Genomic DNA, 12,867 nt, shown 5'->3' with positions numbered 1-12,867 from the left:
GACAGGGACTTCGTTGGGGGCACTTTGGATATCGAACAGAGTATTTTTCGAAACATCGAGTGGATAGATGGACAGGCATTGCTGATATTCGAGAAGGTATTCGGCCGCAAAGTGGAGGAAGAGAGTAAAGCGCTGGGACATGCATTTTCGGCTCTTTTGAACGAATGCAGTGTCGCGCTGGGAGGGCCCCGGATTCTCGAGTGTTCGCTACATTCGGTCGAAGGGGAGATGCGTGCGAAGGCTCTCATTGAAGCTGGGAACCGGGCGAAGGCAGCGAAGCAGATGATCCTCAACGATCTATCGGTCGTTTCCATTTGTTCGACTGCCGCGACTAAGGCGCTCGCAGCTGGGGATCTGGTAGAGGCGATCAACTCGACTGTGACTGCATCGCGCGCGATCGGCATAGCTGAAGCCGACCTTAGGCAACTACGACTTGCCCAGCACAAAACAGGGAAAGGTGGCCGTAAAACTCAGGATGCCAACAGACGCAATGCTGATCGTGCTGCGGAAAAGGTGCTCGCGGCCTATCGCGCGATGAATCCTAAGCCGAGGGAGGCCGCGCGCGCCGCGGAAAAGCTGGTGCAGGGCGACATTGGCGTTCCGTATCGGCGCGTCTATGACCTGATTCGAGCTGAGAGGAAGTCCGAGAAAGCCAAGCTCAGTTTGCAATCAACTGAGTAGAACGCACTCCACAGTGAGTGCTGAGTGTACGGCGCTCACTGCATAGCGCACTGCACTCAGTGCGTGGGCTCGTAATCCATGACTGTGCGAGCAAATATGGCCATGTGTTCCCGGAAGGGCCGGGGACGATCACCAAGAGTGAGACATGGCCGGACAAATCCAAACTGCACTTTCTATCCTGCGTCGCAAGCAGGTTGAAGCCGTTACGGGGCTCAGTCGCTCCACAATCTATGCCCGCATTCGCGACAAGACATTTCCACCTGCTATTCGACTTGGCCCGCGCTCGGTCGGCTGGCGAGCTGGCGATATCGACGCGTTTCTCGCTTCCCCAGCTGACTATCGTGCGGAAGGGTAGACAATGCGGACAAAAAAAATGGCCAGCCCAGAGGCTAGCCAAACAGGCTTGCGAGCCGACGCTAACACGGACACCGCGAACGACAACCGCCCTGGAACGCTGATTTGCGAGGTGCAGAAGAACGCACGTGAACGCGTGCGAATCAGCGTCGACCAGTACAAGGGGCATGAATACGTCAACATCCGGACATGGTTTGTTGATGCGGCTGGCGAATACCGGCCGTCAAAGAATGGCGTGACTCTCAAGCCATCTTTGATCCCACAGTTATTGCAGGGACTCGAGTTGGCAGCGCGCGCAGCGGACCCCACCGGAGCTCGTTGATGCCGGTGAAAATCTCCTTGACGCTGGTATACCGCAGGAACTATCCTGCAAGCGTCCCTGAAACAGCAGGGAACCTGGATTGGCGTCCAGAATTGCATATGGCGGACAACCGCCGCCCGGCGGTATTTTTTCGTCCGCTCACTGCGCACCACCTTCAATGGTCGGGCCTTGGTGAGGGTGCGCTTGCGCACGCCGGTTTCCGTATGCGCCGGTACGCCAACCTCGTCATGTGCCCGGCCACCCCGATTGGCGTCGGCGGCTGGGTTCTCAAACCCGCATACGGAGGCCGCATCATGGTGCGCCAAGCTACCGCTCGTCCCGAACAATCCGAATCCCTCTCCACTATCGTTCGCAAGGCTCTGCGCACTGCAGCGCTCGCCCCCGATCTCGCAGCGGCACTGGACGTCGCCGGCGCCGCGCTGATCGACATTGCGCAGCTCGCGCGCGACGATCATCCGGCCCAGCGCGAACAGCCATCGGTCCGCGAGATTTTCTGCACCATCCAACGCACCGCCGATGAAACGCTGAGCGTGCTCGAGCGCGCGGCTTGCATCTTCGCCGCGATCGAGCGCCTCACGCGCGATACCGATGAGCCAGTCAATGAACTCGCGCTGATCGGCCGCTCGCTTGTGAGTGACCAGTCGGAGGTGCTCGACGCCGCCTTCACCAGCATTGCTCACAGCATGTCGAGGACGGAGGCGTGCCATGGCTGAAGTCACTACGCGTTCCGGCCAGTTTCCCCTATTCGTTCTGGCGGGCCGCCGCGCTGCCGAGCTGTGGCTCATCGCAGCGCCACTGAGCGCCGGCGAATTTCGCGATCTTCGTTACCGCAACCTCCTAGCCGGCATGCCAACGCTTCCGGGCGATGAGCTACGCCGCGATGCATTCAATGAAGCGTTCGAGCGCCGCATCGCAGAAGCCATCGTCAATGCAGAGGTGAGCCATGAATAACAGGCCCATCGCCATGGCCACCACGGCCACTGTTTTCGATCTGCAGGCGTACCGCCTCGAGCGCGATTCGTGTCGGCGGATCTCGGCCGCTGAAGAGCTGGCTTCTGAGTTGCGCATTGAGATGGGTGCCGACGGCCATATGCACTTCGAATGGCAGATCGACTCGTATGACGCTGATCGGATTCTCGACGTCCTTCTGCTTGCATTCGTCGATATCCGGGATTCGGAAGGCAAGCGGACGATCGTCAGAAAACGGGAGCATGCGCAATGAACACTAACGTCAAAAATCTGCTCGAACTTCGGACGCTGATCGAAGAGGTGCGGCCTGCTGTACTCGACCGCTTTGCGGACCTCGCCGCGCTTGGTGAGGCAATCAATGGCCTCACCGAAAACAAGGGCGCTTTCGTGTGCCGTCTCGCCCGTATCAGCTCATATCTGGCTGGAGACGGCGCGAGCGAAATCGAAGCCCAGCTCGCCGAGATCATTCGGCGCATCGACACTGCTCTTGAAGGGACGGAGGCACGACGTGGATAACGCACAAAACTTTCTCGAGAGCGACGGTGTCGCCTCGTTGTTCGCCGACCGCACGCGCAAGGCTGGCAAACTCGGTGGTCTCAATGCAAAGCCTCTGATGGACGCCCTCGATCGGGCGTTTTCGGTGTCGCAAGGGGTTGCAACTGTACTGCGCATGCACAAGCTGAATTCGATCCGCAGCGATATCTATGCCGATCGTGACGGCGGGGAAGTGGTGGAGCCGCCGCTGAGCAACGGGGGCGTGGCCAACCTGCTCGAGCTCGCCCGCGTCGCATCTGAGCTGATGGCGTGCGAGATCCAGCACACCGCAGACTGGACTGACGAGTACTGTGCGTCGGCTCTCAGCAATAAGTCGGTTGCCAATGTCAGCACGGAGGGAACCGCCGCCGGCGCTGCGCGCACTCGATCGCCCAACTGTCGGGCTGGCGCAGTTGCGGAGGAAGCCCTTGGTTAATCGCACGCAAACCGTTTCGGATGACCATCGGGCAGGAATCGACCTTGGTGCCGGCGAATTTACGACGCCGGCCGATTATCTTCTGATGGCCGGTTTTCTCGTGTACGAGGCTCCGCTCGCGCCGGTGGCGGCACGCCTCGCCGCTCGGCGCATTTTAAGCGCCGTCTTGCGGAGCGCGACTGCGAGAGGCTTTCCGAATTCCGACATTCTCGAGACGCTGATGGCGAACGGCACGAAGTCACCGCACGTGTACCGGCTCGCCGTTGATGCGACCGCTGCGGTCGGCGACGTACATACCTTCGTCGAGATCTTGCGGCGCGCAGGCCTGTGCAGGGAGGGCGAACTGTGAATGCAGTCGTCGACGAGCGTCAGCGAATCCAGGCGGCTCTTTCGTTCATTCCTCCAGACATCGATCGCGACACATGGGTGCGTATCGCGATGGCCATTAAAAGCGAGCTCGGTAACCACGGCTTCGAGATTTTCGACGCATGGAGCTCGGAAGGATCGACCTATGCGGTCGAGACGGCACGCACTACATGGAAGTCCGTGAAATCGGGCGGCGGCGTAAGCATTGGCACGCTGTACGCGATCGCGAAGCAATACGGTTACGACCCGGGCCAGCATAAGGCCGCGGTGGTCGATAGCTCCGAGATCGAGCGGCGGCGTGCGCAACGGAAAGCGTCTTCAGCTGCAGAAGCCAGTAAGCGTCGCAAAGATGCCGCGCGAGCAGCAGACATTGCGCGCGATGTTTGGAAAAAGGCTGCAGCTGCACGTGACGATCACCCTTATTTGGCCCGTAAGGGGCTAAGAGCGATCAGAACGCTGCGAGAGATGGACGTCGACGTACTTGCTGATCTGATTGGCTACACACCATCCTCTTCAGGCCAGGCACTCACCGGCCGCGTGCTCATTGTCCCGGTGCAGTCTGAAGGATCAGTGTCGACGATTGAAATGATCGACGGAGAGGGTCATAAAACGGCGTTGTCACACGGCCGAAAAGAGTCCGGATATTGGGTGGCGTATGCACCTGCTGGATCCCCCGAGCTGATCCTGATCGGCGAAGGCATGGCCACGGTGCTTTCCGCACACATGTGCACTGCGGCTGCGGCCGTCGCTGCGCTTACCTGTGGGAATCTCGGAAAGGTTGCCGAGGTAATGCGTCGCAAATATCCGAACTCAAAAATCGTCTTGCTGGCGGATATCGGTAAAGGTCAGGAAAAGGCAATCCGCGCGGCCCAGGCGGTCGGCGGCGCTTTTGCATTGCCGGACTTCGGAACTGAGCGGCCGGCCGACGCGACCGACTTCAATGACCTCCACCAGCTGCGCGGCGAGGATGTCGTGCGGGATGCCATTGAGTCCGCTGCGGTGATCCATCCGAGCGCAGAGCATGCCGATCGGCAACCTGAAGAAATTCGGTTCCCCAGTATCGAGGAGCGGCCGTGCTATCGCGTGTACGAGGGCTGGCAGGAAATCGCCGGTAGGAAGGTAAAGCCGGGTGTGTACTGGCACGGCACCAAGGCCGAAAAGCATGACGCGCCGCCCGTGCTTATCGACAAATGGATATCGACGCCCCTGCGCGTGCTTGCGACCACCAGCAATGGCGCAGACGCGGAGTACGGGCGCCTGCTCGAGATTCTGTCGCCGGCCGGACGCCGGAAGAAGTGGGCAATGCCGATGTCTATGCTCGCCGGCGACGGGAGCGAGGCTCGCGGCGTGTTGCTCAGCGAGGGCCTCGTATTCGATCTGAACGACAAGAATGCAATTCTTCGCTACGTCGCCGCGCAGGTTCCCGGGACAAAAATGCGCGCGGCAAGCATCACGGGTTGGAGCGGAGATGCATTCGTATTGCCGGATGCTGTGATTGGCGCAGACGATATCTGGTTTCAGGCATCGGGGCGCACCGCGCCGTACGCGGCGGCCGGCACGTTCGATGAATGGCGCGAGCTCGCCACGCTCGCCGTCGGCAATCCGTTGCTAATGCTGGCATTCTCCGCGGCGCTCGCGGGCCCACTGCTTGGCCCAATGAACGTCGAGGGCGGCGGCGCACACCTTTTCGGAGACTCTTCATCAGGCAAGACGACCGCGCTGCACGCCGCGGTGAGTGTCTGGGGAGGTCCACAGTTCAAGCGCACCTGGCGAGCGACAGCGAACGGCCTAGAGGGGGCGGGCTCACTGCATTCGGACACACTGCTGGCACTGGACGAACTCGGCGAGATAGACCCAAAGGCCCTCTACGAGGCCGCGTATGCGCTCATCAATGGCACCGGTAAGACTCGCGCCAACCGCCACGGCGAAGCGCGTCAGGCGAGCCGCTGGCGGGTATTTCTGTTGTCGACTGGCGAACTGACGATCTCAGCCCGGATGAGCGCCGGCGGCATCGAAGCGAAGGCTGGACAGGAACTCCGGATCCTCGACGTTCCCGTGCAAGGTAAGTACGGGCTGTTTGATGATCTACGCGGCCGCGCAACGGGTGCAGCCCTGTCCGACGAAGTGCGAAACCTCGCTGCTCGGCACTACGGCCACGCAGGCCCGCGCTTTGTCGAGGCATTGGTGCAGGCCCAGCGTGAGGGCTTGCAGCTCTCCGACGAGCTGCAGACCATCCTCGATCGTTTTGACGTTGAAGGACAGGAACGTCGGGCTGCTCGCACGTTCGCGATCTGCGGCCTCGCCGGCGAGCTTGCCATGCGCTGGAGCATCGTCCCGTGGAAGGCCGGGGATGCAGTCGGTGCAGCACGCCATGCGTTCAATCTTTGGCGTCAGCAGCGCGGCGGCAACGGGCATGGAGCGGAGCACGCGGCGATATTGCGTGCTATTTCTGACTTCATCGACCGCCATGGCAGCGCGCGCTTCTCGAGCCGTGAGGGCAGCGCGGATCCCGTTCGCGACCGGGCTGGCTGGTGGGAACAGGATGGCGAGCGCCGACTGTACCTTTTCACGTCGGGAGCTCTTCGTGAGGCGACCAAGGGCTACGACATCAATCGTGTGGTCCGTGCGCTCAAGGAGTCTGGAGCGGTACTAAATCTTGACGGCAAGGGCCATCCGAAAACGATCTGGATTGCCGATGAGAAGGACTCAAAGCGCCTTTATCGTATCGTGCCTGCCAAGCTCCTATGTGACTAGAGAAGTCCAAGAGAATGTTTTTATTGTGTCGGTCATGTCATTCATGTCAGATCCTTTTGTGACAACGCTTTTGCTCCTGACACGGGTTGCGGATCAGATGTCAGTCATGTCAGGCATGGCAAGCATCGCACCTGACGCACCAGACATGACAGACACGCGTTATGTCATCCATGAAACCCTTGCCAGATAAAGGCCTGACGCGTCCGACACATCTGACACGACTCGGAATGAATATAGATACAAAGTCATCCGCAAAGGGGCGTGAGGATGAACAAAAACAATGCGCCCGCGTTGTCGGGCGTGAGCATCGATGGAGAGGGAGCTACTCGGCATTCGCCGGTACTGGCGCGTAGTGTACGAATCGACTGAATGACCCGTCGACTGGTGAGCGCGCGCGGATTGCAAACCTTGCCGCGCCGTTTCGCTATATCACATCGATCCCGGTGCGCTCGCTGGCGCCGAATAATGCTGGTCTGACACATGAAATGTTAAAGGGAACCGAGGGAACAATTCTGGGTTCTGTTCCCTGCGTTCTCCCTGTTCCCGCGGAACGTACAAGGGGCGCAGCGGCGAAGCTAAAAATCAGGGTTTACGCCGAATTGAAGATCGTGCAACCAGCATTACGTACGTCAACGATGTCCGAACTGCCACCGCTAACCTATCAGCAAGGGGATTGAAAATGACGCGCTATATGACACGGGTTGAACTACACGAAAACCCCAACAAACCTACCTCGAAGGACTACGATAAGCTGCACGCGGCGATGGAAGCAGAGGACTTTTCGCGAACTATCAAGAGCAATGACGGCATCGTTTACAAGCTGCCGACAGCGGAATATTTCATCGAATCCAATCAGACGACCGAGCAGGTCCGCAACCATGCGGTCGATGCTGCCAAATCGGTGTGGTCGAAGTACTCGATCATCACGAGCCAAGCGCCACATAGCTCTTGGATCGGTTTGGACAAGGCTTGACGGGAACGGCACACAAAAGGTCCGGCGTAACTGCGCGCCGCGCATCGGTCGCCGGGACTTAGGTTTTCCAGTAGACCTTCCCGGCAGGCGTGCGCCGACTCTGAAAGCATTTTTCGATGGCGTGAAGTCTCTTGATTTTCCCGATGCGCACCTCATTCTCGAGGCCTTTCCCAGCGGTGCTATGCAGCTTGAGCTTGTGAAGGACATCCACCGTCGCGCGACTGGCCAGACCGCGAATTGGAAGCGTAGTGGTTCAACGTTGTTGATATTGTGCGTGATCGCAGCGTCGCACCCGGCCGCCGGCGCGGCAGTGTTTGCATGGCGGCACCACGCCTGATGCAACGTGGTGACCAGGTTTCAAAGTTGGTTTCCTAATCGTGAATCCGTAGTGCGCTACCCAGTGGAGCGCCGCGCCTTTTCCAACACTGTCAGTCGAATTTCAGCCGGATCCGCTCTTCCTTCCAATCGCCTCATGACGATTTGTACGAAAAGATCAAGCGGCGCTGCGCCTTCGGTGAGACGTTGCACAAAGTCTGAGTCTGTTTTCCAGCTGTCTTCGATTGCAGCTTCGATCTCAACGTTGGTCGCCAAGATTGACTCTGACAACGGAGCCCTCAAATTTCTGTCGATAATTTCGTCCACGACATGCCGCTGCCAGACTGTGCCAATCTGAGCCTCGAAGTCATCGGTCTTGCCAACGCGGCTCGTATATATGCCACGAAAGACGGTAGTTGGCATTCCCACCGGGAAAGCGGTCTGACTTTTCGAGAAACCGAGCCGGTTATAGGAGACAACCGGTGCGCCGGACATCCCTTCGCGGGAGGCACAATCGACGAGAAATTGGCTGACCCGCTTGCCCAGTTCAGGAGACGAGGCAACGGTCGCTCGTTTCCAGAGCGGTTGCCCGTACAGGTCCGAAAGAGCGCGTGGATAACCCAGTATGAAAAGATCATCGCCGAGCCACAGCTCCGTAGTTGGCAACGGCTGATGCTCAAGAAAGGCGGCCTCCATGTCTTGAATGCATTCGATCTCTCGGACGACGCCGCTGGCGCCTTCCCGATCGCGAGGGGGGAGCGACGGAGTGCGCGTCGTGCCATCGGACAGCGGTATCACCATTTCATGAGGCTCATCCACTCGAAGTGGAATAACCGCGACATCGACGCGAGGAAACGGCTGAGGGTGCACAAGATACGTGGCCGCACCGTTTGCCTCGAGCTCGACGCGGAAAGGCATCCGTGTATAGAGCTTCTTTTCCGGGGTCACTTCGTTGCAGCAGCAAATTGTCGCGACGACGTTATCAGGGAAGGCCGCCATGCGGCTGATGGGCTTCATCGTTAAAGCGTGGCGTCCCGAGAGGTTGTGCCAAGCGGTAACGATGAATACCTGATCATTTCGGCGATAGAGAACTCCGCTGCCAACGGACAGTTCTTGCTCTGCTCGTCGCATGCGAAGGTGCACGACAGCTGTAGACGGATCAAGTGACATAGGTATTGGTGGAGGATCGACGATCTTTGACGCGGCATGCGTCAAGCAAATCAAGGATTGACGAAGAGTGCGCTGGTGAACGGTAGCACGACACCGCATAATCGATGAGTCGCGCCTAGCCCGGCCAGGCGAAACGCGGGCTACCCGGGCCCGCTGGCGCGGTTCCTCGGCCGGGATGCTTCGGGAGCGTCAACGAATGGGTAACCGAGAAATCGAAGGCAGCTTCACCCCGCTGCCGCCCTCTGGATTTTTCACTCGAGCGAAAGCGGCCTTCGCGATTGCGACTCAACTCTATCCAGATGAGAAAGGGAGGCGCGCGGATGCCGTAGACCGGCTCGGCCCCGTTATCTATAACGCCCTCTGTTCCGGTCAGCTGGTCGGTCGAGACCCGGATTTGCACCTGCCGATCGCGCATCCGGATACAAGGCTTCCGATCGGATATCGGAATCTTGCTGGCGCAATCGCATTGAGTGGTTGCCTCATCAGCGAAGCTGACCTCAATGAATGGCTTGCCGTGATTGGTATCGGCGTTCGCGTGCGTGATTCGGCGTCCGTACCTGACGATACCCCGCTCGGAAATCCAGCCTTGGGTGGGCTGCCAAGCGACGAAGAGCTCCTCCTCGAGCAGGAAGAGGTGAAGCGCTCAGGCGTGACGGATTGCAACAAACGACTTGGCAAAAAATACAACGTCAAGGCGCGCACGATAAAAGACGCTTGCACGAAGGCGAGGAAAGCTTCGAAGGCGCCCAAGGTCTCGACGTCATCGGTCTTCCCTAGTTCTCGATACAAAGGGTCGTCCTCCTGACCGGACGTGTCGTCGTCCACCTGCAATCCAATGCCCCACCCAGCGGCCATCTCAAGAGTCTTTCCGCCGTCCACTTGCCGTCCACCCCTGTCTCGCTGCACCTTGTGCTTACCCGCTGAGATATCAACGTGCCTGACGTTGAGCGTGTGGGACGGAGAGCACGATGAGTACAGAACGACGGTCGGAAAAGCAGCCAGTCAACGTGACGAAGAAGATTCGCGAGCAGCGGACTGCGCACTATGGGGCCATTGCTGACGCCACCCGACAGCAGGCAGTAGCGTCCAGTTGGGATCGCGCAATGGGCAACGCGCGGCGCGCGGCGCCCACCGGGGTGAAATTACATCCGGGCTGGGACGCTGCATTCCGCCGCGTGCGCGGTGGCTGAGCGGAGGACGCGTCATGAATATTTTCGACGCAGCTAAGAGCTTTCCCGTTGAATTGAGGGCCGTTCTGGACGACATCACGAATACCCTCGACTCGCGTGCGAGCGCTGAGCGCGCTGCAGTCGTGAATCGCGACGCGCTAGCGGCGAGCGAGATCCATATCGCGGAGCTCGAGGCGACATTGGAAGAGCTTGATGCCGCCGCGGTGAAGGCGGAGGCGAGAGCGGCCGCAGACGAGATCCCGAAAGGTGACGTCACGAAGGCTGTGAAAGCGTCGGACAGGGCGGCTGCCGAGCTCGCTGACGCACGACGGGCTCACGAGCGGCGCACCAGGGCTGTCGAACACCTGAACGCCGAAGCGCAGACCATCGACGCAACGATTCCCGATTTGAAAGTGCGGCTTCGGGCGGCAATGACCAGCTACGACAAACAGATTCTCGCCGCACTCAATGAGGATCTCATTGCGGCGTGCCCGCCACTCGTTCCCATAATTGCAGCGATTACCGCGATCGACGCGCAGATGCCCAACGGCGGCTTTGCGCGCGATTGGCTTGACTGCGCAAAACTGATCAGCCCGGTTGGTTATCGCTCCGACCATCTATCGGGCCATGTTCGCTTGAGCGGTACTGATCTCCTCGCGACAGATGAGCCGCTGCCGACATTGCCGGTCGGCGTTGCAACAGCGATACAGGAGATCGTCACCGTTGCGAAGGCGCTCCGGCAGCATCGCGTTTATCAGCCACCGAAGGTCCCTTCAGTCGAGCAGTCGAAGCGCACAGAAGTTGAGCAACGAAGATTCGATGCGCGCGTCCGTGAGAACGAAGAACGGCAGAGGCGCTATGACGAAGAACTGGAGCAGCGCGAAGCGAGAGGTCGAGAGCCTTATCAGGCAAGGTCGTTGGTCCGAGAACCCGGTTCGCCGGCGGCGCGCAGTGTTGCTAACTCTGGCTCGGTGGATCGCGGTTTCTCGCACGACGGAAGCGGGACGCTTTCCGATGAGTGGCGCCGCATAGGTGCGTTGGGACCCAATGAGGGCGGCGTCTGATATTCGTCACACTCACTTACCGAGCAGCTCACCGGGGGGTGCCTCGAGCATACGCAAGGTTCGAGGCGTGCCCTGAGCCGCTGTTCAATCAGGATCCATTCGATGAATGAAAACACTGCAAAACCAGTAGCGCCCGAGACGAGCAACGACGCGCCGTATGAATTCGGAACGAGCGGATTCGGCAGCGCATTCGGTGTTACGAAAAACGATGCGTCCACCAACCAGCAGCCAACGCAGGACGAAGAATAATGGATCGACTTATCGCATCTGGAACTGTCGCCGCGGAGCAGGCTGATACTGCCCCCGCTGGCGGCACACCCGGCTTTGCTACGGATGGCAACCCAGCATCCCAGCAGTTGGCCACACAATGGCCCGCGTACCAGTACAACGCTTTTCAGGAGGAGATGATTGGGGCGATCATCGGCGGTAGCTTGACGCCAGATCGAACAAAAAACACGCAGTTGCGCGACGCAATTCGTGCAATGCAGCTAGTCAGTGGGCAACAGGGAAGACTCTCGCTTTCCGGGGGAAATGCGCTGCTGTTGCCTTATAAAGGCAACCTGCTATTTATCCCTGGCCAAGGTATCGCAACCATTCCGGCCGGAGGCGCGTCGCTATCGGTCGCAGGTTTGACCGTCGGCTCGCTGTATTACATCTACGCGACTATCGCAGCTGGAAGTCTGACGTTGCTGCCGTCGACCACCGGCCACAGCACGGATGCAACCGGCGTCGAAATCATGACCGGTGACAACACCAAGGCTCTGGTGGGCATGGGTCGGGTGCTTTCGGGGACATGGGAAGGCACGCTTCGGTCGTGGATGAATGATCCGGGGTTCGCGGCAGTGACGCCACTGACGTCGAGCATTTCGACCACCAGCATGAGCTTTGTGGAGATCAGCTCAACGCTGAGAACAAGCTTCCTGCTGTGGGCCGGTGAGATCCCGATCGCAGCGGCGGATGGACAGGTAGCCAATACAGCCGGAACATCTGCCGGCACCAACACATCGATTGCATTTGACGGCACGGCTCCGTCTGAGGCTTCCAGCGCTACTACTTCAGCAGTAGCAAACGCCAACATGTCAGTCGCGCTTAGCGTTCCCAAAACGGGTTTGTCGGAGGGCTTTCACTATGCTACCGCGGTTGGTTTGGTGGGTGGCGGGACGGCCACCTGGGCGGGGACTGCAACTCAAGGCGTGCGCTTTAGCGTCAAAGTCTATATTGCACCCCGCAAATAAGGAGTATCTCAAATGTCTCAAAAAGCAATCGGGCCTGACTTTCAGTATGAGCTCGTAGCAGCTGGCGTGTCCGGACTTCCCTTTACATGGGATAGCGAAGGCAACATCGCTTTCGGTGCCACGCTCACCACAGAACAAATCAGTGCAATCGAGGCCGTATATGCCGCTCACAACCCGGCGGCGATTCCGCTTGTGCAGCAGGCAGCAATGCAACTAGCGAGCGGGATTCAAATCGTCAGCACCAGTACGCCGACGCTCGATGGCACGTTCGCTTGTGATTCGCTGAGCCAAGCCGACATTGTCGCGATTGAGACCAGCCTGAACGCTGGCAAGGGCTTTCCGGGAGGAGCGACGACGTTCAACTATCCAGACGTGTCGGGCGTGATGCATGCCTTCAGCGAATCAAACTTCACGGACTTTGCGTAAGCGTGTAGCCGGTGACGTCTTGACGCGACGTTGGAGCTATCGGTCTACGCGGAGCTGATCAGCAACGCGCCAAGGCGTAAGTTCGTCGACGCGATTGAT

At 59.2% G+C, this 12,867-nt stretch carries 18 protein-coding genes; 17 read left to right on the top strand and 1 reads right to left on the bottom strand.

The features are described from left to right. Positions 1–24 precede the first annotated feature (24 nt). The 11 genes from ACYVNQ_RS05695 (at position 25) to ACYVNQ_RS05645 (ending at position 7,389) form a co-directional block, all read left to right on the top strand. Entirely contained in the window at positions 25–681 is a 657-nt protein-coding gene (locus ACYVNQ_RS05695; protein WP_460901315.1) for a hypothetical protein, read from the top strand. Positions 682–826: 145 nt separating this feature from the next. Then, positions 827–1,036, top strand: a complete 210-nt coding sequence (locus tag ACYVNQ_RS05690) for a helix-turn-helix transcriptional regulator (protein ID WP_460901314.1) — start codon at positions 827–829, stop codon at positions 1,034–1,036. A gap of 18 nt (positions 1,037–1,054) precedes the next feature. After that, complete coding sequence (locus ACYVNQ_RS05685) at positions 1,055–1,357, top strand: transcriptional coactivator p15/PC4 family protein (RefSeq protein WP_460901313.1); 303 nt, start codon at positions 1,055–1,057, stop codon at positions 1,355–1,357. Continuing rightward, positions 1,357–2,070, top strand: coding sequence for a hypothetical protein (locus ACYVNQ_RS05680; RefSeq protein WP_460901312.1), 714 nt, complete (start codon positions 1,357–1,359; stop codon positions 2,068–2,070). Before ACYVNQ_RS05685 ends, ACYVNQ_RS05680 begins: the two co-directional genes overlap by 1 nt. Further along, positions 2,063–2,308, top strand: a complete 246-nt coding sequence (locus tag ACYVNQ_RS05675) for a hypothetical protein (RefSeq protein ID WP_460901311.1) — start codon at positions 2,063–2,065, stop codon at positions 2,306–2,308. The genes ACYVNQ_RS05680 and ACYVNQ_RS05675 overlap by 8 nt, the downstream gene beginning before the upstream one ends. Before the next feature lie 13 nt (positions 2,309–2,321). Continuing rightward, on the top strand, positions 2,322–2,579 hold the full coding sequence (locus ACYVNQ_RS05670; protein ID WP_460901309.1) for a hypothetical protein: 258 nt from the start codon (positions 2,322–2,324) through the stop codon (positions 2,577–2,579). Further along, on the top strand, positions 2,576–2,842 hold the full coding sequence (locus ACYVNQ_RS05665; RefSeq protein WP_460901308.1) for a hypothetical protein: 267 nt from the start codon (positions 2,576–2,578) through the stop codon (positions 2,840–2,842). Before ACYVNQ_RS05670 ends, ACYVNQ_RS05665 begins: the two co-directional genes overlap by 4 nt. Then, positions 2,835–3,296, top strand: coding sequence for a hypothetical protein (locus ACYVNQ_RS05660; RefSeq protein WP_460901307.1), 462 nt, complete (start codon positions 2,835–2,837; stop codon positions 3,294–3,296). Before ACYVNQ_RS05665 ends, ACYVNQ_RS05660 begins: the two co-directional genes overlap by 8 nt. Then, positions 3,289–3,645, top strand: a complete 357-nt coding sequence (locus ACYVNQ_RS05655; protein WP_460901306.1) for a hypothetical protein — start codon at positions 3,289–3,291, stop codon at positions 3,643–3,645. Before ACYVNQ_RS05660 ends, ACYVNQ_RS05655 begins: the two co-directional genes overlap by 8 nt. Further along, the gene (locus ACYVNQ_RS05650) at positions 3,642–6,416 is read left to right on the top strand and encodes a DUF927 domain-containing protein (protein WP_460901305.1); all 2,775 of its coding nucleotides are present in this window, start codon (positions 3,642–3,644) and stop codon (positions 6,414–6,416) included. Before ACYVNQ_RS05655 ends, ACYVNQ_RS05650 begins: the two co-directional genes overlap by 4 nt. A 679-nt stretch (positions 6,417–7,095) precedes the next feature. Then, entirely contained in the window at positions 7,096–7,389 is a 294-nt protein-coding gene (locus ACYVNQ_RS05645; protein ID WP_460901304.1) for a hypothetical protein, read from the top strand. 393 nt (positions 7,390–7,782) lie between these two features. Here the strand turns inward: ACYVNQ_RS05645 and ACYVNQ_RS05640 are convergent, their stop codons facing one another. Further along, a complete protein-coding gene (locus tag ACYVNQ_RS05640) occupies positions 7,783–8,874 on the bottom strand; it encodes a hypothetical protein (RefSeq protein WP_460901303.1) in 1,092 nt (363 codons plus the stop codon). 196 nt (positions 8,875–9,070) lie between these two features. Here ACYVNQ_RS05640 and ACYVNQ_RS05635 point away from each other — a divergent pair, with 196 nt between their 5' ends. The 6 genes from ACYVNQ_RS05635 (at position 9,071) to ACYVNQ_RS05610 (ending at position 12,768) form a co-directional block, all read left to right on the top strand. Further along, on the top strand, positions 9,071–9,679 hold the full coding sequence (locus tag ACYVNQ_RS05635; RefSeq protein WP_460901302.1) for a hypothetical protein: 609 nt from the start codon (positions 9,071–9,073) through the stop codon (positions 9,677–9,679). Positions 9,680–9,842: 163 nt separating this feature from the next. After that, a complete protein-coding gene (locus tag ACYVNQ_RS05630; RefSeq protein ID WP_460901300.1) occupies positions 9,843–10,064 on the top strand; it encodes a hypothetical protein in 222 nt (73 codons plus the stop codon). A 14-nt stretch (positions 10,065–10,078) separates the two neighbouring features. Beyond that, a complete protein-coding gene (locus ACYVNQ_RS05625; protein WP_460901299.1) occupies positions 10,079–11,107 on the top strand; it encodes a hypothetical protein in 1,029 nt (342 codons plus the stop codon). 102 nt (positions 11,108–11,209) lie between these two features. After that, entirely contained in the window at positions 11,210–11,356 is a 147-nt protein-coding gene (locus ACYVNQ_RS05620; protein ID WP_460901297.1) for a hypothetical protein, read from the top strand. After that, positions 11,356–12,342, top strand: coding sequence for a hypothetical protein (locus tag ACYVNQ_RS05615; protein ID WP_460901295.1), 987 nt, complete (start codon positions 11,356–11,358; stop codon positions 12,340–12,342). The genes ACYVNQ_RS05620 and ACYVNQ_RS05615 overlap by 1 nt, the downstream gene beginning before the upstream one ends. Positions 12,343–12,354: 12 nt before the next feature. Next, positions 12,355–12,768, top strand: a complete 414-nt coding sequence (locus ACYVNQ_RS05610) for a hypothetical protein (RefSeq protein ID WP_460901293.1) — start codon at positions 12,355–12,357, stop codon at positions 12,766–12,768. Positions 12,769–12,867: the final 99 nt, after the last annotated feature.

The organism is Paraburkholderia jirisanensis, assembly GCF_054782355.1.
This window is presented reverse-complemented; position numbering and strand designations above follow the sequence as displayed.